The following is a 22,535-nucleotide window of genomic DNA, read 5'->3' on the forward strand; positions in this document are numbered from 1 at the left end:
AAGTTGGGAATGACGACCCACTTAAGAATTTAAAAATATTAAAAATTGAGAAGAAGAGATTTCTTATATATGACAGGTGTTGGCCTTGGTGCCAGCATAATACCCAACATCCCTGCCTTTGGCAAAATCATTTCTGTTGAAGAATCTTTAACACCTGTAGATGTTGCGCTGAAGAAAAAAATGGCCGATGTTGCACTTAATGCCGCTAAAAGCAAAGGTGCCACTTATGCCGATGTACGCATAGGCAGGTACCTGAACCAGGTTGTGGCCACCAAGGAAACCCGGGTAGAAAACATCTCTAATTCCGAATCGTATGGTTTAGGTGTACGTGTAATTGCCAACGGAAGCTGGGGCTTTGCCGCAACCAACAATATGGATGATGCCAGCATTGCAAAAGCTGCGGAAGCAGCCGTAGCCATTGCAAAAGGGAACTCCAAATTAATGGAAGAGCCTGTGCAGTTGGCCCCGCAAAAAGGATATGGAGATGTAAGCTGGAAAACACCCATAGAAATTAATGCTTTTGAAGTACCCATTGCAGATAAAGTTGATCTTCTTTTAAAGGTAAACAGCGAAGCCATGAAGGGTGGTGCAAAATACATCAGCTCCAATCTTTTTATGATTAATGAGCAGAAATATTTTGCCTCAACTGATGGTTCTTATATCGATCAGGATATCCACAGAATCTGGCCAACTTTTACCCTTACAAAAACAGATGCAGCCAGTGGTAAGTTTGAAACCAGAAATGCTTTAAGCGCACCAATGGGGATGGGTTTTGAATACCTGAAACCAAAAGAGGAAGAAAAAATTAAAGGTGGCCCGGTTACCATGTACAAAAAGCGTTACGATATTTTGGAAGATGTACGCGAAGCAGCTGTACATGTGGATGAAAAACTGAAAGCCAAGCCCATTGCCCCAGGTAAATACGACCTCGTTTTAGATCCCTCTCACCTTTTCCTAACCATACACGAGTCTGTTGGTCACCCAACCGAATTAGACCGCGTTTTAGGTTACGAAGCCAATTATGCAGGTACGAGTTTCTTAACGCTGGATAAATGGGAGAGTAAAAAATTCAACTTTGGCAGTAAAGAGGTAAACATTCTTGCCGATAAGCTGGAAACAGGGTCTTTAGGTGCTGTAGGTTATGATGATGAAGGTGTTAAATGTGGCAAATGGGATATTATTAAAGATGGAATTTTAGTAAACTATCAAACTATTCGCGATCAGGCACATATTTTAGGATTAAAAGAATCGCAAGGCTGCTGCTATGCCGATAGTTGGGACAGCATTCAATTTCAAAGAATGCCAAATGTTTCATTGGCACCAGGAAATGCAGCCTTAAGTGCTGCCGATATGGTTAAAAATGTTGAGAAAGGGATTTATATGTTCGGCCGCAATTCATATTCTATTGATCAGCAACGTTATAATTTCCAGTTCAGCGCACAGCTGGCTTATGAAATTAAGGAAGGCAAGATAGTAGGCATGTTTAAAGATGCTGCCTACCAGGCCAATACACAAGAATTCTGGAACTCATGCGTACAACGTTGCGATAAAAATGATTATAGATTGGGTGGAACATTTTCTGATGGGAAAGGCCAGCCAGGGCAGGCAAGTGCAGTATCTCATGGCAGTGCCACCACTCGTTTTAATGGCGTAAATGTGATCAATACCGGAAGGAAATTGGGATAAACTTATCTCTAATGAAGTGCAACACAATGGAGAAATCTATCAAGTAAATATCGTGTCGATTTGCAATCGGGATTCATAAGTAAGGCGATTGTATCGCCATATGTAACTATGATTCTGCATTGAAAATGCAGCACTCATTGATCCTCGTTGCAAACGAGGATCACATACGCAACTATTTTTATTCGCATGGACTAATATTTTCTTGCTTTCACTAACGCGATCGTCATGCTGAATTTATTTCAGTCTCTTTTTGCAAAAATACACCCTGATCCTGAAAGTTTAGGACAGCATGACGATTCTCATAAAACGCTTCTAACGCAGAGATAAACTATAGATTTTTCGACCTAAAATCGGCCCGATTTGCAATTTGGATGCCCGAGAAAGGCGATTGTATCGCAATATGTAACTATAACCCTGCATTGAAAATGCAGCACTCATCGATCCTCGTTGCAAACGAGGATCGCATACGCAACTATTTTTATTCGCATGGACTAATATTTTCTTGCTTTCCCTAACGCGATCGTCATGCTGAATTTATTTCAGTATCTTTTTGCAAAAATATACCTGATCCTGAAAGTTTAGGACAGCATGACGATTCTCCTAAAACGCTTCTAACGGAGAAATTAACTATAGATCTTTCGACCTAAAATCATCCCAATTTGCAATTTGGATGCCCTAGAGAGGCGATTATATCGCCAATATGTAACTATAACCCTGCATTGAAAATGCAGCACTCATCGATCCTCGTTGCAAACGAGGAGTCGCATACGCAACTATTTTTATTCGCATGGACTAATATTTTCTTGCTTTCCCTAACGCGATCGTCATGCTGAATTTATTTCAGTATCTTTTTGCAAAAATATACCCTGATCCTGAAAGTTTAGGACAGCATGACGATTCTCCTAAAACGCTTCGAACGGAGAGATAAATTATTGATTTTTCGACCTAAAATCATCCCAATTTGCAATTTGGATGCCCGATAAAGGCGATTATATCGCCATATGTAACTATAACCCTGCATTGAAAATGCAGCACTCATCGATCCTCGTTGCAAACGAGGATCATGTTTAAAGTAATTAAAATTGCTAATACAACTTGCGGGCAGCTTTATTATACGATAATTTCAACAAGAACAGGGCATAGTCAACATCTTCAACATGCTGAATATAAAAACTTATCCATCCTGACTTTTTAAATACATGATGTTGTTCTACCCTTCCATCAAGCATCAATTCAGCCTTAATTTTTTGTGTAAAAAGAATATCTAGCAGTCCGTTGCTGTGAATATGAGCAAATTCTAACTGTTTGTAATTAAACTGAGAACCACCAAACTTATGTAGACTAACAGAGGTATCTTCCCATGTTAGAACTGTGTTTTCTATACCATCAATCTGATCTAGCCTCTGAGGATTACTAAGCAGGATCCACATTTTTATTAAGCTATCAAATATCAGAGCAAACAAGGGGATAGATTTAACAAAACTTAACCACCTGACTATAAATGAAAACATATTTAATTCTTTTCGCTAAGTACTTTAATATGATCCATTACGCGTAAATGAACATTTCTAGTGATACTTTCTGCCCATAAATCGTAATACCAAATCGGAAACACCTTTAAACTATACCAGCTATTACCAACAAGTGTGGTGGTTCCATCGCCATTATCTTTTAATAAAAACTGCCCCCTTTCAATATCAATATGCCCCATAATTTCAGGATCTTGCGGCTGCCCGATAATATCAAATGTTAAATCTTTATTGATATCAAAAGTTACGATCTTTTCATCAAATACATACCCATTGCTAAAAATACATTTTCTTCCCGCTCCTTTTTATAAGTAGTAACTGTAGTCTGCATTGGGCTAGGCATTCCTGCTTTAAAAAGCCAGTAGCTATTTGCCTGTTTGATTTTTTCGAACGCCACTACATTTTTCCAAATTTTCTCCGGCCTAGCTTTAATAACTATCTCGTCACTTACCATATTTCTATAATGGTGATCAGAAATGGAATCAGCTATAAAAACCAAAAGCAATAAAGAAACAATACTTACATTTAAGGTTTGATTACGCTTCTTAAACATTGCTTTACCAATAAATGCACCTGTAATTACAAAAGCAAAAATAAGTGGGGAAACAATAATTAAACAAATTGTTCCCTCTTTTAAAAAAATGTAACTCAATAAAATAGCAAGTAAGCCATTTAGGATAGAATACCAGATCAATATTCTGCTTTTCAGATTAAGATCTCTCCAAAACCAGGCGCTAATTATACCCATTAAAAGTGGTAAAATTACAAATTCTGAAAATACTAAAATACCATCTTTCTCACTATGGAGCAGATTATTTAACCAGATAATAAATAAGGTTACCACATTTGAGATAAATATTCCCAGCAGCAATTTTGATTGGAGAAACGTTTTCATATTATACTGATATTTGATCAAAAGTATAATATATTTTTAAACTTTCAAAAATTATTGAAAATAAAAATATCAAGTTTATTGAATTGATATAGAAATAAAACTTATGTAAGAAATTAAATTATCTACTAATCCTATAGAATATATAGTAATTAATTATTACTTTTGCTCAATATTCTTTAAAAGCTGGTTAAACGGCTTCTAAAAAAGATCATATAGTCATGTGGCCGAGTGGTTAGGTAAAGGTCTGCAAAACCTAGTACGGCGGTTCGATTCCGTCCATGACGTCTAAACATTAAATTGTTTACATACATACTTATCAAGAAAGACGTAGGGAATGGCCCTTTGATGTCTTAGCAATCTGTTGATTAACAAGGCGCTAATTCCTTTTGCAATTGCAGAAAAGATGAGTTTGAAAGCAGATTAATTTTCTGCGTTCAGCAAATAATCAAAAAGCTATTCCCGACCGAAAACTGGTAATTTAAATTTTATGATATGTCGGTATATTTTGATTATCCATCAATAAGGGATTTTTTTGAGATTCAGAGGGAACAATTCCTGCGAAAAATTAGATGATTATGAACATTGTAGGGCAGAATCGGATCGGCTTTATAATGCACAGCGAAATGAAAATGAGGAAACAATTTCGGCAGAAGATCAACATCAAAAAACACCTAATTCATACTACCGCTCTTCTACATAAAAAAATTAAAATGTACCAAACACCTTTAAGAATATCAAAAACACTATTTACAATTGTTTTAAGCCTTGTAATTTTTTCAACTCAAAGCCATGCACAAGGTAAAGATCCATCCCCTATCAATTTTCCGACACCAAAAAATATAGATCATTTGCTATTTTATATTCAACGTGATCCAAATACGAATACCCTCATTTATGCGCAAAACCTTAAAGAAAATGGCACTATCAATGCTGAAAATCCTATTCAGGTGTATTGGATCAGGTATGGCGAGAAAGGGCAAAAAAAAGACCTGGGGTACATCCAAAGGAAGTTTGCTTATGGCATTGATACAAAAGCATTGGGGAAGGATAAATATGAATTTAGATTTGTATCACACAAAAAACTGCCATTTTATTTACAAAGATATAATGATAAAAGCTACCATGTTTCGGTAACAATAAACAACCGGACAATAAGGGTTACGCGATTATTTGTGAGGATACAAGGTGGCAGTTTCTGGCTCCCAAATGTGAAATATGCAGAAATTGAAGGCACTGAAGAATCAACTGGTAAACCTACAGTGGAGCGGATAAACGTGAAGTAAAATAACGGTCAATAGTTTAGACAACTGTTTTTTACTACAAAACACTGATGTCAACGCCATAGACATTCATTATTACTTAAGCTTCAATGTACTTATATTACTTATAGGATAAAAGAGAGAAATGGTCTGTGGAGACACAGACCATGGATTCAGGTAACAGTAAAATTCATTATTACCTAAGCTTCAATGAACTTATAGGATAAAAGAAAGAAATGATCTGTGGAGACACAGACCATGGATTCATACTCAGCAACCACCTTTTTTAGGAATGCGTTTAAAAATAACCTGATGATCTCGCTCCACATATTCGCAGGATATTATTGGATACGAGTACTTGGGTGCATGTGATATATTGTGGCTTTTAATCATTATTTTGTCGTTAACTTTCAGGCTATGCAATTGTTCAAGTTGTGACTTTTCCGGCTCAAATTGTAAAATATAATCGTCGCTATTAACCCTAACCATCACAGCAAAACCTAACCTTGATCCTGGTGGAAGCGAAAGAGAAGTTACAACAGCTTCCATATTGGTAAAAGCAGTTGTATGCTTCCTTATTTTAGCCGCACTTGTAAACACTCTTTTACCTTCAGGAGAAGCCTCCCATTTTTTGTACTTAATGCCATCGGGTGTAGACTCCCACTTTTTTCTTTCGGCATTCCTTTCAGCAATAGAACGCGGCTTTGAAGACGGCTTCTTAGTCGTATCATTCCCAATTTCAGGATTAGCAAATACTAATCCGCCCACCACAACCAGTGGTAACATCAGCGCATAAATCAATTTTTTCATAATTTTTGTGTTTTACTAAATAATCAATGATTCTATTGGTTATTCAAAATGGATAGATATATTTTATTTTTCCATATGCTATCCTAGTTGATGCAGCAAAACTACCTTGATATTTTTCCTCTTGAGAAATTTGGATTGTAAATAAAAATGTAATCTTTGTAAATAAAAACTTGACGTATGCAATTCAGCCGAAATCTGCTTACCCGAAAACCTAAATACCTGGTTGTATTGATATTGCTTTCATTAATTGCTGTAATTTATGTGGCTTTCAGTGTAAGCGATAAAAATACTTTTGATTTCGCCAGAAGGGAAATTTTGCTTCGTCAAATCGGGCACGAACTGCTTTTACAGTCGGGCGATAGCACATCAAGAGTGCTTCCGATAAAAAAGATTTCTGAAAATGAATATCAAATCAGCTTTGAGAAGGAACTTACTTTTAAAACCGATTCTTTATTGAACACCACAGTGCATGTGTTGGCTAAAGATCCAATGGCAACTGATTATGTTGTAAACGTGGTGAACAGTGCTAACCAAAGTGTAACCTATGGCTTTGCAGTGGCTAAAAACAAACGAGATGATATTGTGGCTTGCAAAGGAAGGAAGCAACCAAAAGCGAGTTACATGATTGATCTTAAATTTAAACCGACAGGTACAATTACGGCAAAGAAACACTTTTTATTGGGCAGCATTCCATTTTTAGCGTTTGTTGGATTTATTTTTCTCAGATACTGTTAAGCCAAACAGCACTTCAGTTCAAGAAAGTATGGATTTGAGTATAATCACTTTAGGTTCAGTTTTATTCGACGCAAAGAAAAGAAAGCTGATTATAAACGAAAAAACGATAGATTTAACCGGAACGGAAACCCGCTTACTTTCAATTTTCGCATCATCACCAAACGAAATGATTGCACGAAACCGGCTGCAGAAAGAGATATGGGAAGATGAAGGCGTTATTGTAGGTCGCAGCCTGGATATGTTTATCTCTAAACTTAGAAAAAAATTGGAAATTGACCCTAATATCAATATCGTTGTTGTTCGTGGAAAAGGATACAGACTTGAAATTAATGCTTAAAAACAAATTGTAACCATTATAAATTTTTATAAAAGGCATTTGATTGAGGTTGCAGCTTTATTTAAGATGTTTTTAGCATAAAACTTTAAAAACGTTATATGTCACCCTGAATTATATCAACATAATATCGATCGCCACCAGGCCACTACTGCTTAAATCAATTTCAAACAGCACTTCATCGCTAACATCAACCTTGGTGTTTAAGCTTTCCAAATTAAAAATAATTTCCTGCTCATTTTCATCTTCAATGAGGCCGTGTCCACGAGCTTCATCTACGCTTAGTATTTTTCCTTTTCGCATTTAAATAATTGTAATTTATTAGGTATTAAATCAATTCACAAACCTCCGGTTGGTAACCACAGGTTTATCTTATCATATCATTCAGGTCATAAGATGCCGTTCTGAAATTTTTAATCTTCAGTACAAGTCCTACACCATCAATCCTTTCATTGGTATATAAATTTCCTTTCGGAAAGACCTGCGATCGCGGCAGGCGTTGTTTGTTTAAAAATGTGCTGAAAGTTTTAAAGTAATCTTTCAGGTTAATGTCTGTATCTATCATCGACCATAAATCTGATATATTTTTCAACGCTAAAGATTTATTTTTCACAGCATAGCTAATTACAGCTTTGGTTACATCTTTTTGTCGCTCAACCCTTGCATGATCGTCGTAACAAGTTCCAGCCACCCTAACGCGGGCATAAGCCAGGGCCTGGTCGCCAGTCATTTTAATAGTTCCGGTGCGGGTAAGCGGCAAAAGCGGCACACCCTTTAAATAGGCCTGTTCTCCTATATAATTATTTACATAATGGTGGATGCCTTTATTTATTGTTAAAGTTATTCCTCCAAAAGAGTCGATCACCCTTGCCGTATTGCTAAAATCGGTAACGATGGAAGAAACCAGTTTTGTTTTAAAATTTGCATTAATGGTAGAAATCAATAACTCCTTCCCTCCTAACCGGTAAGCAGCATTTAATTTCTGGTTGCCATATCCCTTTATATATACATACGTATCACGTAAGATAGAAGTTAACCTTACTTCCTTTTTTTTCACCGTAATAACCATTATTAAATCGGCATTGCCTCTTTTATTCTCTTCCCTTGAATCTGATCCGATCAGTAAAATCTGCTGAGCATAAAGCGAATGTGCAAACAGCATGAGTAATACGGTAATTAAGAATGTGGATTTGATTTTCATAGTTGTAGATAACATTGGTTTATAAATGAATTTTGAGGTTTTTAGTTGCGTGCAAAGCTACCATGAGGCTTTTGCCTCCCATATAGCCTTTTCTCACTAATTGGATCGGCTGCTGACTTATGTAAACGATACAGAGCGGCTTATAATTAACATTTTACAAGCAAATTGTACCGGTTGCGCATCATAAACCACCCAAAAAGGCTATAGATTTGTACCAGTGCTTTAGGTAGTTTTGCAGAAATGGCATTAACCTCAATCATTACCGTAAACTATAATCAGCCCGGAGTTACCCTTGATCTGTTGAACTCAATTCAAAATAATTGTGCTTTGGATGAGATCGAAGTAATCTTGGTTGATAACGCCAGTGATATCGATTATGAAACTCAGTTTAAAGCCAGTTATCCAACACTAAAATACATCCGTTCGGAGGTAAATCTTGGTTTTGCGGGAGGCAACAACCTGGGTATACAACAAGCCACCGGACAGCATATTTTAATGATCAATAATGATACTGAACTCATACCAGGATTTGTTGAGCAGCTTAATGCAGAAATGCTTGCCCACCCTGAAATAGGTATTCTCTCTCCCCTAATACTTTATTACGATGATCCGGATATTATTCAATACGCAGGTTACACACCAATAAACTTAATCACCGGGAGAAATAAAACCATTGGTTTAGGCCAGTTAAATAAAGGCCAGTATGCCAATGCCAATTATGAAACATCGTTTTGCCATGGTGCTGCAATGATGTTAAGGAAAGCAGATATCGATCAGATTGGAATGATGCCTGAGCAATATTTCCTGTATTATGAGGAATTGGATTGGTGTGAAATGTTTAAGCGTGCGGGCAAAAAAATCTGGTTTACGGGTAAAACACATATTCTCCACAAAGAATCGATGAGTGTAGGGAAAGAAAGTACCATTAAAACATACTTTCTTACCCGCAATCGCCTGTTGTTTATGCGGCGCAATAGCAGTATGATCAACGTAATGCTTTTTAGCCTGTATTACCTCTTAATAGCTGTTCCGAAACAATTATTCGGCTATCTTCTTAAAGGAAGAACCGACCTGATACCCTTTGTTTTCAAAGGACTGCTCTGGAATTTATTTCATTCGAAAAACCACCTTACAAGCCAACTGGCCAATAATTTAATAATTGCGCCCACTGTAAGTAGCTCGAAATAGAATGGTATTAAAGGACTATTGAGCAACTATGCTGTTTAGGCTACCTTCGTGCCAATCGGCAATAGGGATATAATAAACCTGCCTACTGCTGTTAACGACTTAATTCAAAGCTGATAAACAATGATTATTTTCCTCTGGACCTGCCTTTTTATTGTAACCTATACTTTTGTTGGTTACGGATTGGTACTTTATGTACTTATAAAAATTAAACGGTCATTTTCTAAACCTAAAAATTTCCTGGCAGATGCCGCACTCCCTTCGGTAACGTTGCTTGTAGCCGCCTGGAATGAGGAAACAATAATTGTAGATAAAATAAAAAATACGCTCCAGCTTGATTATCCAAAGGAGCTGTTACAGATCATTTTCATTACGGATGGATCTACAGATCATACCCCTGATTTGATTAGCCCGTACAAAGAGGTTATTTTAATGCACAATAACGACCGCCACGGCAAAATGGCGGCCATTAAGCGGGCGATGCCAAGTGTAGATGGTGAAATTATTGTATTTTCTGACGCGAATACCTTTTTAAACCGGGAAGCACTGCGTGAACTTGTAAAACATTACCAGGATAAAAAAGTTGGTGCTGTTGCAGGTGAGAAACGGATACTGGTAAACGAGCATGCAGATGCGAGTTCGGCAGGAGAAGGTTTTTACTGGAAATACGAATCAAGACTAAAAAAATGGGATTACGAATTATACTCAAATGTAGGGGCCGCAGGCGAGCTTTTTAGCATCCGTACCTCTTTATATGAACCGATTGAATCGGATACGATTATCGACGATCACATGATTGCGATGAGAATTGCCGAAAAAGGTTACCTGATTGCGTATGAACCTGCAGCATATGCCAGTGAAACTGCATCAGAAAATACAGGTGAAGAACTTAAGCGAAAGATCAGAATTGCCGCTGGTGGAATTCAATCAATCCTCCGGTTAAAAATTGCAGCAAATCCTTTCCGATATCCTGTTTTAACCTTTCAATATCTTTCGCATAGGGTATTAAGGTGGACCATTACACCTTTCTTACTGGTTATGGCCCTTTTAACAAACATTTGGATTGTTTACAACCATGGTGCTCCATTTTATACGGTTTTGCTTACCGCGCAATGTATTTTTTATGTGCTGGCAATCCTTGGATTTTTAATGGAACGCAAAAGTATCAGAATCAAACCCCTATTTATTCCATATTACTTCTGTATGATGAATTATGCAGTGGCAGCAGGGATTGTGAGGTATATTAATAAAAGCCAAAGTGCGGCCTGGGAAAGATCGTTAAGGAAATAGCTTTCAAATATTGTAAAATTTGCAATTTCCCTTCATAGATGGAGGGAAATTCAACAGAAATCAATTAAAAATCTCCCGTATTTGTATTCTTTTGCCTACTTCGCATATCATTATGCGCAATCTCCTTATTCACAATAACAGGTTGTTACAGTGTCTATTTATCATTCTGGTAACCTGATAATCTCAATTCCTAATAGCCCTTTCGCACTATTTCAATCTACATCTATATAAGGTACTTTAGTAAAAAAAATTAAACAGTAATAACACGTCACAAAACTCTTAAAAACAGCAATTTACGTTATTATATATTAAAATGCGGCGCTATCAATCTTAATCTCGTATGCTTAATAATACTTTATCTGCCCTTATCACTGCCCAATGTAATGTATCCCCAAATAACATTGCTCTCGAATATAATGATCATTCGCTTGCCTATGGCGAACTTGATACCAGATCTAATCAGTTAGCTAATTTCCTGATTGAAAAAGGTGTAAAAAAGGATTCGAGAGTTCCTATATTGCTTAACAGATCATTTGAAATGATTATTGCTATTTTGGCGATAATGAAATGTGGTGCAAGCTACGTCCCGATTGATCCATCATATCCTATGGAAAGGATTAGTTATATAATTGATGACATTGACGCAAATTTTCTCATCACTGCATTAAAAACCCCTCCAGGTTTCAATGGTACAACTATACTGCTGGATGGGACCCCATCTCCTGTTGATAAGGTTCCAAAAACACCATTAATAGCAATTACAGATGAGGAAGCAGTAAGTTATATTATTTATACTTCCGGCTCTACAGGCAAACCAAAAGGTGTGGTTGTACAAAATAAGGCGGTGAGCAGCTTCATCATCAATCAAAGCAGCTATTATGGTATAACAGCAGCAGATAGAATTTTGCTATTTTCCAGCATATCATTTGATGCTTCCGTTGAACAAATATTTATAGCCTTAACCACCGGCGCATGTTTGGTTTTGTTGCCCGAAGAGCTATTGGCAGATGTAGAAAGGTTTACAAAATATGTTTCCGATAAGGAAATCACACATCTTGATGTAACTCCGGGTTTTTTAGAAAACCTTAACCCCGAAAAATATACAGCACTGAAAAGAATCGTTGTAGGTGGAGATGTTTGTCCGAAAGCCTTATTTTTAAAATGGCAGTTTAAAGGCGATTTTTATAACGTTTATGGTCCAACCGAAGCAACGGTAACCACTACTGCCTTTAAATGCAATGCTGATCAGATTTCGCTTTCCGAATCTTTACCCATTGGTAAACCTCTGGCCGGAACAACCATTTACATCCTTGATGAAACAAAACAAGAAGTAGCAGCAGGAAAAGTAGGTGAAATTTACATCACTGGCCCACAACTGGCTAAGGGCTATTTAAACAATGATGCACTTACGGCACAAAATTTTATAAGCATAAATTCACTTGGCAACCAACTGTTTTACAAAACCGGTGATATGGGAAGATGGCTGGCAGATGGCAATATTGAATACATAGGTAGAGGTGATGAACAGGTAAAAATAAGAGGTTACAGAATTGAAATCGGCGAAATTGAAAATGCGCTAAATGCAAGTCCGATGATTAGCCAAAGCGTTGTGTTGGTTAAAAGTAACACTGAAAGTGATAAGCAATTGGTTGCATTTGTGGTTTCTGATGCATCCTTCAACAAAACCGATACCGAAGCCTATTTAAGCAATAGATTACCCGAATACATGATACCCAGAATTTGGGTTCCGCTTGAACAAATGCCGCTTACCCTTAGTGGTAAGATTGATAGAAAGCAACTCGTTATTCCAGACTATTCCGATCTGCTGGCTACCCCGTATGTAGCACCACGATCAGCGTTAGAAACAAAAATTGCTGCCGTATGGAAAGAAGTATTAGCAGTAAAACGCATCGGTGTAAATGATAATTTTTTCGATCTTGGCGGCAATTCACTTTTATCGCAGCGTTTAATTATTGCCATGGATGCCCAGGATATTAAAATCCCTGTGGTAAAGCTTTATCAGTATCCAACTGTTTCGGGGCTTGCAAATTACCTTACCAAGGCATTGGAATCCACCCGGTTTAAACGTCATTCGAATGGCAATAAATCAAGGGATATTGCTGTAATTGGCATGGCAGGCAGATTTCCGGGAGCAGAAACTATTGCCGAACTTTGGGATATACTGGCGCAGGGAAGAGAAACAACAACTTTTTTTAGTGATTCAGAACTGGATGTTAATATACCCGAACAGGTAAAACAAGATCCCCTGTATATCAAAGCCCGTGGCATTATTAAAAACCCAAAAATGTTTGATCCGGATTTCTTCGGTATTAACAGAAAACTGGCCGAATTAATGGATCCGCAGCACAGGATATTCCTCGAAATTGCTTTTGAAGTGTTAGAGAAAACAGCGCATCTTCCTGCTAAAGTAAATTACAAAACAGGAGTTTTTGCAGGCTGTGGCCCTAATTTCTATTACGAAACCAATGTATTGGCGCATCCCGATAAAATCGAAACAATGGGTAAGCTTCAGGTTACCACAGTTAACGATAAAGATTATATTGCCTCAAGAACAGCTTATCATTTAAACCTTAAAGGCCCCGCAATTAACATTAACTCGGCCTGCTCAACCTCTTTACTAGCCATCTTAGAAGCGGTAAACAGCCTAAGGGCCATGCAGTGCGATATTGCACTTGCAGGTGGAGCAAGTATAAATGCATCCATCAATAGCGGCCATATTTACCAGGAAGGAAGTATTTTAAGTAAAGATGGCCATTGCCGCCCTTTTGATGATGAATCAACAGGTACAGTTTTTAGTGATGGTGCAGGAGTAGTTTTATTAAAAAGACTCGAAGATGCTGAGGCAGATGGAGACACAATATATGCGGTAATAAAGGGTGTTGGGGTAAGCAATGATGGCTATGAGAAAGCCAGTTTTACTGCTCCAAGCACTGACGGACAGGCAGATGCAGTACTTTCTGCCATTGTAGATGCCGATATTGAAACCACAGAAATAACCTACATTGAAACACATGGTACCGGAACACCAATTGGCGATCCGATTGAATTTGAAGGCCTCCTTCAGGCATTTGGAAACCATGTAAATAATCAATACTGCGCCATAGGCTCGATAAAAAGCAATTTCGGCCACCTTACAGAGGCGGCCGGCGTGGCCAGTTTTATAAAAACCTGTTTATCTATCTATCATAAAAAATTAGTACCCTCAATCGGCTTCAATACTCCAAATAAGAATATTAATTTCGACAATAGCCCATTTTTTGTAAATAACCGCCTGCAAGATTGGAATGATCAAAAGCGAATTGCTGGCGTGAGTTCGTTCGGAGTAGGTGGCACAAATGTGCACGTTATTTTGGAAGGTTATGAAAATAGCATCAATGCCACAACTACCAGCCGTGAGTTTGAACTCATTCCTATTTCGGCAAAATCAGCCGAGAGCTTAATCAGCTACAAATCGCAGTTAAAAAACTTTGCATCACTACATACCGAAACGCTTGCCGAAGACCTTGGTTTTTCCCTGCAAAACTCACGTGGCGTTTTTAACCACCGTGGTTTCGTAGTTGTTGATACTAAAAAAAACCTGGCAGAACAGCTGGCAACCAACAATCAGGATTTATTTTTGAATAAACAGTTGACAAAAAAATCGAACGACCTCGTTTTTATGTTTCCTGGGCAAGGCTCACAATACCATAATATGGGCTTTGGTCTTTATCAACAAGAAGCCACTTACCGCCAGGCTATTGATGAGTGTGCAGAAATTTTAAAAGATTTAATGGATATTGACCTCATAAATCTTTTATTTTCTGCTGATCAAAGTAAAGATGTATTGCAGAACACTCAATATGTTCAGCCGGCAATTTTCGCTACAGAATATGCTATGGCCAAATTATGGATGAGTTTTGGATGTAATCCTGATGTATTTTGTGGCCACAGCGTTGGCGAATATGTAGCCGCACATTTAGCAGGTATTTTTTCGCTTGCAGATGCACTGAAACTGGTTGCCCTGAGGGGGAGAATGATAAGCGAATTGCCCGCAGGCGGAATGTTATCTGCCAGGGTAAAAAATATTGATCTCCTTAGTATTTTACCGGCAGATCTTTCTGTTGCAGCAGAAAACACCAAAAACTTATATGTTATTGCCGGTCCGGTTGAATCACTTTCCAACTTTCAAAAAAAACTTGAAGGTATTGGCATTCCAAGTAAATTTCTTTCATCCAAACATGCGTTTCACTCTTCTATGATGGATCCGGTGATACCAGCTTTCCGTAAGCTTGTATCTACAATTGCCCTTTCTACTCCAAAAACACCTATAATATCAACAGTAACAGGCAGTTTACTTACCGATAAGGATGCGCTAAGTGTAGATTACTGGACAGATCATTTAAGAAAAACGGTAAAGTTCGAGGCCGCTGTAACGCATATTACTTCCACATACGACCCAATATTTCTGGAGGTTGGCCCTGGTGATACCTTAAGTATTTTTACCAAGCAGATCATAATGGAGCAGCCTGTTGCAAGCACAGTAATTGCGGGCATAAAACAAGGTGAGGCAGACACCAAACAGATTATTTATGCTCTTGGAAAACTTTTTTTAGAAGGCCGAGAAATAAACTGGAAGGAATATTATAAAAATCAACAACGGAAGTTTCTCGAACTTCCATCGTATTGTTTCGAAAGAAAAAAATACTGGGTAGAGCCAGCCACAAACCATTTGCCCAATCCGCTAAAAACTAAATTTAACGATATTACTATGGATACTGATCAGAAAGAGACGCAAAAGAAGATGCTTATTACAAAGGTGAAAACGGTACTGGAAAATTCTTCCGGAATTGAGTTTGAAGGAGTAGATATCAGTAAAAACTTTTTGGAGATTGGTTTTGATTCACTATTGCTTACCCAGGTAGCGAGTTCGCTCAAAAAAGAGTTTAATGTGCCAATTACTTTCAGACAGTTAAATGAAGAATGCTCTTCCATACAAACGTTAACCGATTATATAAGTAAATTTATTACGCCAGAACAGCCTATAGCAGAACCTCAACCCAATTTTTCAGTTCAAAGCACTCAACCTCAAACTCAGGATCATACTGCGTTATCACTACTTTCGGCCCAGCTTGAGCTTATTGCCAAACAGATTCAGTTGTTAACCAACCTTCCGCAGCCTGCGCAACCAATTAGCTCAAATATTCCTGTAGCAGCACCCCAGAAAGTAAACAAACCAATAAAAACCGCACTGGGTGAATTATCAAATGAAGAACGAAAAGAAATAAGCAAACCCTTTGGTGCCACTCCAAAAATTGAATTTACCAAAACAGAACTTGATGGAAAGCAACGCCTTTTCTTGACGGAACTTACTCAACGTTACAATTTAAAAACTTCGAAAAGTAAAAACTATACGGTAGAAAGCAGACCTTATATGGCCGATCCACGGGTAGTAAACGGCTTTAAGCCAGCACTTAAAGATTTAATTTACCCGGTAGTTGTAAAAAAATCAGAAGGCAGCAAACTTTGGGATCTGGATGATAACGAATACATTGATGCATTGAATGGATTTGGATCCAACATGCTGGGCTACCAACCTCCATTTATTAAAGAAGCACTCCATAACCAGATTGAAAAAGGTTTTGAGGTGGGTCCGCAGCACGAATTGGCAGCTGAGGTAAGCAAACTGATTTGCGAATTTACCGGATTTGACCGGACAGGTTTATGCAGTACCGGTTCAGAAGCGGTAATGGGCTGTATCCGCCTGGCTAGAACCGTAACTGCCCGCTCAATAATTGTAGCATTTTCTGGCTCTTACCACGGTATTTTTGATGAGGTATTGGTAAGGGGAACGAAAAAGTTAAAATCTTTCCCGGCAGCAGCAGGCATTATGCCCGAAGCCGTAGAAAACATACTCATCCTTGATTATGGAACAGATGAAACACTATCGATAATTAAGCAAAGGGCAAACGAAATTGCGGGGGTTTTGGTAGAACCTGTACAAAGCAGACGGCCGGAATTTGTACCGGTTGCGTTTTTGACCGAACTCCGTAAAATTACCCACAATCATGACATCGCGTTAATTTTTGATGAGGTAATAACAGGATTCAGGATGCATCCAGGTGGCGCACAAGCCCAATTTGGCATAAAAGCCGATCTGGCCGCTTACGGAAAAGTAGTAGGCTCAGGTATTCCGATAGGTGTAATTGCTGGTGAAAGAAAATTTATGGATGCGCTTGATGGTGGCTCATGGAATTATGGCGATAGTTCGATACCTGAAGTAGGCATTACTTATTTCGCCGGTACCTTTGTTCGTCATCCACTTGCACTTGCCGCAGCCAAGGCATCACTTCTTTATATGAAAGAACAAGGACCTGCCTTGCAACAGCGGTTAAATGATAAAGGAAATTTTATCGCTCATGCCCTAACAAAAGAAATTGCGGCAAGGCAGCTGCCAATTAATATCGTTAACTACGGTTCGCTATGGAAAATAAAGTTAGAACAGGATATTCCCTACAGCGAACTGCTTTTTGTACTCATGAGAGAAAAAGGGATTCATATTCTTGATGGCTTTCCTTGCTTTATGACGGAGGCTACCACTTATGATGACATCAATAAAATAATCAGTGTTTTTACCTCCTCCATCGATGGACTTATAGAAGCAGGCTTTTTGCCGGATCACCGGGGTGAAAAAGCGGATGCAATACATCAAAATACGGCCATTGTAATTGACAATAATACTCCTCCAATTGCTGGAGCAAGATTAGGGAAAGATCGTTTTGGTAACCCGGCCTGGTTTTTAGAAGATCCGCAAAACGACAAGAAATTCTTACAGATTCAATTATAAGTTACCTAAGATGATGCCTTTAGAATTAGAAATTGAGCCGTTAACAGTTGATTTTAATCCCTTCGAAGATGAGCGGGCCATAAACAAAGTGATCTCCATAAACAAAGCACAGCAGGAAATTTTTATATCCTGTTTATTGGGTGGAGATGAAGCTAACCTCGCCTACAATGAATCGGTTACAATTAACCTGGCTGGTAATTTCGAAATTGAATACTTTAAAGCAGCTTTTGCCCAAGTGATAAACAGGCATGAAGCCCTGCGAAGCGTAATAAGTGGAGATGGAGAAAAACTCATCATTTACAATGAAATGCCTTTCGAAATTGCGGTGCAAAACCTTTCTCATTTACCCCAAAAAGGCAGAGAACTTGAGTTTAGCACTTTTTTAAAATCGCAGATGGCCATACCTTTCGATTTAAACGAGGGGCCACTTTTCAGGGCATTTGTACATCGCAACGAAGTAAAACAACATCTAATTACCTTAATTTTTCACCATATTATCTGCGACGGATGGTCATTTGGCATTATTCTCGAAGAACTTAGTAAACTATATAGTGCATATGCCAGTGGATCAGCGCATTCCCTTCCTGAACCTTTCCAGATCAGCGATTTTGCAGTTGTAAAAGAAACATACCGCAAAAGCCCCGATTTTAGGAACACAGAAGAATTTTGGTTAAATGAATGCGCCGGAGATTTACCTACAGTAAACCTGACTACAGATTTTTCTAGGGGTACTCAACGAAGTTATCAATCAAACAGAATCGATCAACACTTAAGTGGCAGTGTAATTAAAGACTTAAGAAGCCAGGGTGCCAAAATAGGATGCAGTTTGGTAACCACCATGTTATCTTTATTTGAAATCCTTATTTTCAAAAAAACAGGTCAGGCCAATCTGATTATTGGTTTACCCTCGGCAGAGCAGGCAGTAGGTGAATTTTACGATCTGGTGGGCCATTGCGTTAACATATTACCGGTAAAAAGTTATGTTGATGCCGAAATGCCGCTAAATGATTACCTCAAAGGGCGTAGAGAACACCTGATGAATGTTTATGAACACCAGCAGTATAGTTTTGGTGAACTTTTAGAAAAACTTAAAACCAAGAGAGACCACTCCAGAGTGCCGCTTGTACCCATTGTGTTTAACATCGACATGGGTATGGACAGTGATGTGAGATTTGATGGACTTGAGCACCAGAATTAACTCCAATACAAGATGCTGCGAAACTTTCGAACTTTTTGTTAATGCCACCGATTCACCAGATGGACTTATTTTAGAGTGGAATTACAACGCACAACTCTTTTCTCAGGCCCGTATTGAGGCCATGATGCAGGATTATGAGCTCTTGATCAACAGTATGATCAAAACTCCATCCATTTCGATATATGATGCGATAATGGATGGAAAGCTTAAATCAGTAACAATTGGCAAAGCATTGGCTAACAATCAATCTTTCGTTGAACTTTTTAGCAACAGCGTATCACAGTTTCAAAACCGCCGGGCAGTAAGTTTTGAGCAAAATACACTTACCTTTTTATCGCTCGATAAAAAATCAGATGCATTAGCTTCCGTTTTAAAAAGTAAAGGAATAAGAAAAGGCCATATTGTAGCCATTTCAATCAGCCGTTCCATTGAAATGCTAACCGGAATAATTGCCATTTTAAAAACTGGTGCTTCATACCTCCCGATAGACCCTACATTGCCCGCTGAGCGGATAAATTATATGCTCACCGATTCGGGTGCAACATTTTTATTTTCAAATTTACTGGCTCATGTTCCCGTAAAACTGGAAGTACTCAATCCTGAAGAAATTTTCACCTCACTGGATGCACATGTAAACAACTTGCAAACTCCCACCATCAGCTTAAACGATACCGCTTATTTACTATATACCTCAGGCTCTACCGGACGACCGAAAGGGGTTAAAATAAGTCATGGCAACCTCGCAAATCTTTTACTGAGTACAAAGGAAATGCCTGGCATAAACTATGAAGACCGTTTGCTGGCAACAACAACCATTTCTTTTGATATTGCTGCGCTCGAACTCCTTTTACCGCTTATTACCGGTGCAGAAACAGTAATTGCTAGTGATGCTGCATGTAAAGACGGAAGGTTAATCAACAATATAATTTTAAGCCAAAAAATTTCGATTATTCAAGGTACGCCATCCACCTTGAAGATGATTTTAAATTCTGGTCTTAAAACAAACAGCCTCAAGGTTTTTGCAGGTGGTGAGCAGCTGGATCTTAATCTGGCTAAATCGATTATGGCTACAGGAGCCAGTTTATGGAACATGTATGGCCCTACTGAAACCACCATATATTCGATAGGTAAACAAATATCGGTTAGCGATGAGTTGATTACGATTGGCAAGCCCCTTCATAATACGGTAATTTACATTAACGATGCCGCAGGCCGGCCCGTGCAAATGGGCGATGTAGGAGAAATTTGTATCGGTGGAGATGGTGTTGGTTTAGGATATGTAAATAATAATTCGCTCATGAGCGAGAAATTTATTTTTGCAAACGACGGCTCCAATATCATTCTTTATAAAACGGGCGATCTTGGCATTATGCTCAACAATGGAGAAATACAATGTCTTGGAAGAATAGATCATCAAATCAAAGTGCGTGGGCATAGGGTAGAATCGGGTGAAATTGAGAGCATTATAAACGCTCAACCAGAAATAAGCGATTCATTAATTATTCAGCGCAATGATACCGGGGCAGATGATTGCCTCGTGGCTTACCTCACAATTTGCGAAACCCAACTGGCCAATAAGGAAATTGTTCTCTCTAAAGAAACAGATAACACTGAAAATCAACTCCTTTTGAACAGAAATTACAGCAAGTTATTGAAGAACAGACTTAAAACCCTTTTGCCAGATTATATGGTGCCGGATTTTTTTGTTGCAATGCGTGTTTTCCCACTTTCTGCAAGTGGAAAGGTAGATCGTGATTTATTGCCTAAACCTGAAAGAGCGCAATATCCTGTAAATAAGGATATCACTAAACCGATAAACGCAACCGAACAGCTGCTCATAAACCTTTGGAAAGATGCCCTGGGTGTTGAAAAACTGGGAATTGAAGACGATTTTTTCGAAATGGGCGGCAATTCGCTAATGGCAGTAAGGGTAATGGTGGCTTTGGAAAAAAAGACAGGTATCCGCCTGCCACTAAACGTACTCCTTACCCATTCTACCATAGAAAAACTTGCCACACAGTTTGTTACCACAGATAGTGAGCGTTCCAAAACGATTATTCCGATCAGAACAGGAGGCTCAAAAGCGCCCGTTTATCTAATTCACGGCAGTGGACTTAACGTATTATTATTTAAATCGATAATTCCCGCCCTGGATGATGACCAACCAATTTATGGAGTGCAGGCAATTGGTTTAGACCGTTATGAAGATCTTCCGGATACCCTTGAGGAGATTGCGACGAGATACCTTGACGAAATCCTCGAAATCAATCAAGATGGGCCATATAACATCGTTGGTTATTCATTAGGAGGCTTTATTGCCTTCGAAATGGCCAAACAACTTAAAGAAATGGGTAAAACTGTTAACCTTTTGGGTGTAATTGATACTGATACAGGCCAAAATGCACCAATTGGACAATTAGACAATAATTTTGGTCATTTTGTAAAACGACAGTTCAAAAAAATTCCTTTTATAGCCGATTCTTTTAAAAAGAGACCTGTTAACACGGTTAAATACCAGCTTAATGCTACAAAAAAACGGCTTTTCAAAAACTTTGTAAACCAACACGACAGCGATTGGGGTTTATTCACCGATCGTGAGAAAGAGTTGTATAATCAATACGATCAGGCATTGGAAAAATATTATCTACAACCAAGCGATTTAAAGGTAACCTTGTTTAGAGTAAGTGAAAGGTTATATTTCCTTGATGACCTTACTTATCTTGGATGGGACCGCTTTGCACTTCAAGGCGTTGAGGTTTGCGAAATCCCCGGCGACCATAAAACTTTTATATCCGCCCCACACAACGAGGTATTTGCCAATATTTTACAAACAAACCTCAACAAGCATCAATATGCTAGCTAACATACTGCCCGTTATTTTAAATGTAGATTGGCGAAACCTCGATGATCCTGAAGATATTGACCGGAGGAAAAACAACATTTTCAAGATCAATTTTGAGTTTTATTATCAAAAATTCTGCAACCAGATTAATGAAATACTTTCGCCAGAGGAGATAAAAAGATCCGGGTATTTTTTGAAAGCACAAGATACGCGGCGTTTTATTGCTACAAGGCTCGCCATCAGGAAAATAGTTTCACAATATACTGGCACCGTGCCTCAATCGGTAATTTTTAACCAAACGGCAAACAAAAAGCCATCTACAGCTGGTATCGAATTTAACATCAGTCATAGTGCGCAATACATTATGATTGCCATGAGCGAAAATCCGATCGGGATAGATGTTGAACATATAGACCACCCTGTTGATGTGGGCCAGCTAATCCCCTACTGCTTTTGCACAGCCGAGGAAGAATTTATAATGCTATCGGAAGATCAGAAAGAATCCTTTTTTTCCTTATGGACGAGAAAAGAAGCACTGCTGAAAGCTACAGGAGAAGGACTTATAGATAATCTACTGGAAATTAACTGTTTGGAAAATATACAAACCAGATCATGCAAACCTTACCGCCTGGTAACGATGCGTGCAGCTCCCGACTATATCTTTACCCTTGCTACAAGTGAAGATCTGGAAACCGTTTTTTGGAATTTAAATTAAACACAATCAATC

General features: G+C 38.4%; 16 protein-coding genes, 1 tRNA gene and 1 riboswitch. Of the genes, 11 read left to right on the plus strand and 6 right to left on the minus strand.

Annotated features, from left to right (window positions below; translation table 11 throughout):
* The first annotated feature begins 45 nt into the window (after positions 1-45).
* On the plus strand, positions 46-1,686 hold the full coding sequence (locus tag AC0IWE_RS11155; RefSeq protein ID WP_471793118.1) for a TldD/PmbA family protein: 1,641 nt from the start codon (positions 46-48) through the stop codon (positions 1,684-1,686).
* 1,085 nt (positions 1,687-2,771) lie between these two features.
* Here the strand turns inward: AC0IWE_RS11155 and AC0IWE_RS11160 are convergent.
* From AC0IWE_RS11160 to AC0IWE_RS11170, 3 genes are all read right to left on the minus strand, one after another.
* The gene (locus tag AC0IWE_RS11160; protein ID WP_471793119.1) at positions 2,772-3,197 is read right to left on the minus strand and encodes a luciferase domain-containing protein; all 426 of its coding nucleotides are present in this window, start codon (positions 3,195-3,197) and stop codon (positions 2,772-2,774) included.
* A gap of 2 nt (positions 3,198-3,199) precedes the next feature.
* Positions 3,200-3,397 carry a hypothetical protein gene (locus tag AC0IWE_RS11165; RefSeq protein WP_471793120.1) on the minus strand — a complete coding sequence of 66 codons (198 nt, stop codon included), beginning with the start codon at positions 3,395-3,397 and terminating at the stop codon, positions 3,200-3,202.
* 62 nt (positions 3,398-3,459) lie between these two features.
* Positions 3,460-4,110, minus strand: coding sequence for a hypothetical protein (locus AC0IWE_RS11170; RefSeq protein WP_471793121.1), 651 nt, complete (start codon positions 4,108-4,110; stop codon positions 3,460-3,462).
* 214 nt (positions 4,111-4,324) lie between these two features.
* Between AC0IWE_RS11170 and AC0IWE_RS11175 the strand changes: the two genes are divergently transcribed.
* Both AC0IWE_RS11175 and AC0IWE_RS11180 read left to right on the plus strand, forming a co-directional pair.
* Positions 4,325-4,395: transfer RNA gene (locus AC0IWE_RS11175), tRNA-Cys, on the plus strand.
* A gap of 25 nt (positions 4,396-4,420) precedes the next feature.
* Positions 4,421-4,520: riboswitch (SAM riboswitch) on the plus strand.
* 300 nt (positions 4,521-4,820) lie between these two features.
* Positions 4,821-5,393, plus strand: coding sequence for a DUF4833 domain-containing protein (locus AC0IWE_RS11180; RefSeq protein WP_471793122.1), 573 nt, complete (start codon positions 4,821-4,823; stop codon positions 5,391-5,393).
* Between the two features lie 246 nt (positions 5,394-5,639).
* Here the strand turns inward: AC0IWE_RS11180 and AC0IWE_RS11185 are convergent, their stop codons facing one another.
* A complete protein-coding gene (locus AC0IWE_RS11185) occupies positions 5,640-6,179 on the minus strand; it encodes a hypothetical protein (protein WP_471793123.1) in 540 nt (179 codons plus the stop codon).
* A gap of 177 nt (positions 6,180-6,356) precedes the next feature.
* On the opposite strand from AC0IWE_RS11185, the gene AC0IWE_RS11190 reads away from it, so the two are divergent.
* Positions 6,357-6,914, plus strand: a complete 558-nt coding sequence (locus AC0IWE_RS11190) for a hypothetical protein (protein ID WP_471793124.1) — start codon at positions 6,357-6,359, stop codon at positions 6,912-6,914.
* A gap of 28 nt (positions 6,915-6,942) precedes the next feature.
* Positions 6,943-7,251 (plus strand): winged helix-turn-helix domain-containing protein, encoded by a 309-nt coding sequence (locus tag AC0IWE_RS11195; protein ID WP_471793125.1) that lies wholly within the window; start codon positions 6,943-6,945, stop codon positions 7,249-7,251.
* A gap of 111 nt (positions 7,252-7,362) precedes the next feature.
* Here the strand turns inward: AC0IWE_RS11195 and AC0IWE_RS11200 are convergent, their stop codons facing one another.
* Both AC0IWE_RS11200 and AC0IWE_RS11205 read right to left on the minus strand, forming a co-directional pair.
* Positions 7,363-7,551, minus strand: a complete 189-nt coding sequence (locus AC0IWE_RS11200) for a hypothetical protein (protein WP_055903536.1) — start codon at positions 7,549-7,551, stop codon at positions 7,363-7,365.
* Between the two features lie 64 nt (positions 7,552-7,615).
* Positions 7,616-8,449: an LCP family protein gene (locus tag AC0IWE_RS11205; RefSeq protein ID WP_471793126.1), complete on the minus strand. Its 834-nt coding sequence runs from the start codon at positions 8,447-8,449 to the stop codon at positions 7,616-7,618.
* Between the two features lie 240 nt (positions 8,450-8,689).
* Here AC0IWE_RS11205 and AC0IWE_RS11210 point away from each other — a divergent pair, with 240 nt between their 5' ends.
* From AC0IWE_RS11210 to AC0IWE_RS11235, 6 genes are all read left to right on the plus strand, one after another.
* The gene (locus AC0IWE_RS11210) at positions 8,690-9,637 is read left to right on the plus strand and encodes a glycosyltransferase family 2 protein (protein ID WP_471793127.1); all 948 of its coding nucleotides are present in this window, start codon (positions 8,690-8,692) and stop codon (positions 9,635-9,637) included.
* 120 nt (positions 9,638-9,757) lie between these two features.
* On the plus strand, positions 9,758-10,924 hold the full coding sequence (locus AC0IWE_RS11215; protein ID WP_055903527.1) for a glycosyltransferase family 2 protein: 1,167 nt from the start codon (positions 9,758-9,760) through the stop codon (positions 10,922-10,924).
* A gap of 340 nt (positions 10,925-11,264) precedes the next feature.
* Positions 11,265-17,768: an amino acid adenylation domain-containing protein gene (locus AC0IWE_RS11220; RefSeq protein ID WP_471793128.1), complete on the plus strand. Its 6,504-nt coding sequence runs from the start codon at positions 11,265-11,267 to the stop codon at positions 17,766-17,768.
* Between the two features lie 10 nt (positions 17,769-17,778).
* A complete protein-coding gene (locus AC0IWE_RS11225) occupies positions 17,779-18,966 on the plus strand; it encodes a condensation domain-containing protein (RefSeq protein WP_471793129.1) in 1,188 nt (395 codons plus the stop codon).
* Entirely contained in the window at positions 18,950-21,829 is a 2,880-nt protein-coding gene (locus tag AC0IWE_RS11230) for a non-ribosomal peptide synthetase (RefSeq protein ID WP_471793130.1), read from the plus strand. Before AC0IWE_RS11225 ends, AC0IWE_RS11230 begins: the two co-directional genes overlap by 17 nt.
* Positions 21,819-22,523, plus strand: coding sequence for a 4'-phosphopantetheinyl transferase family protein (locus AC0IWE_RS11235; protein WP_471793131.1), 705 nt, complete (start codon positions 21,819-21,821; stop codon positions 22,521-22,523). Before AC0IWE_RS11230 ends, AC0IWE_RS11235 begins: the two co-directional genes overlap by 11 nt.
* The last annotated feature ends 12 nt before the right edge of the window (positions 22,524-22,535 follow it).

Source organism: Pedobacter sp. AC402, assembly GCF_979252805.1.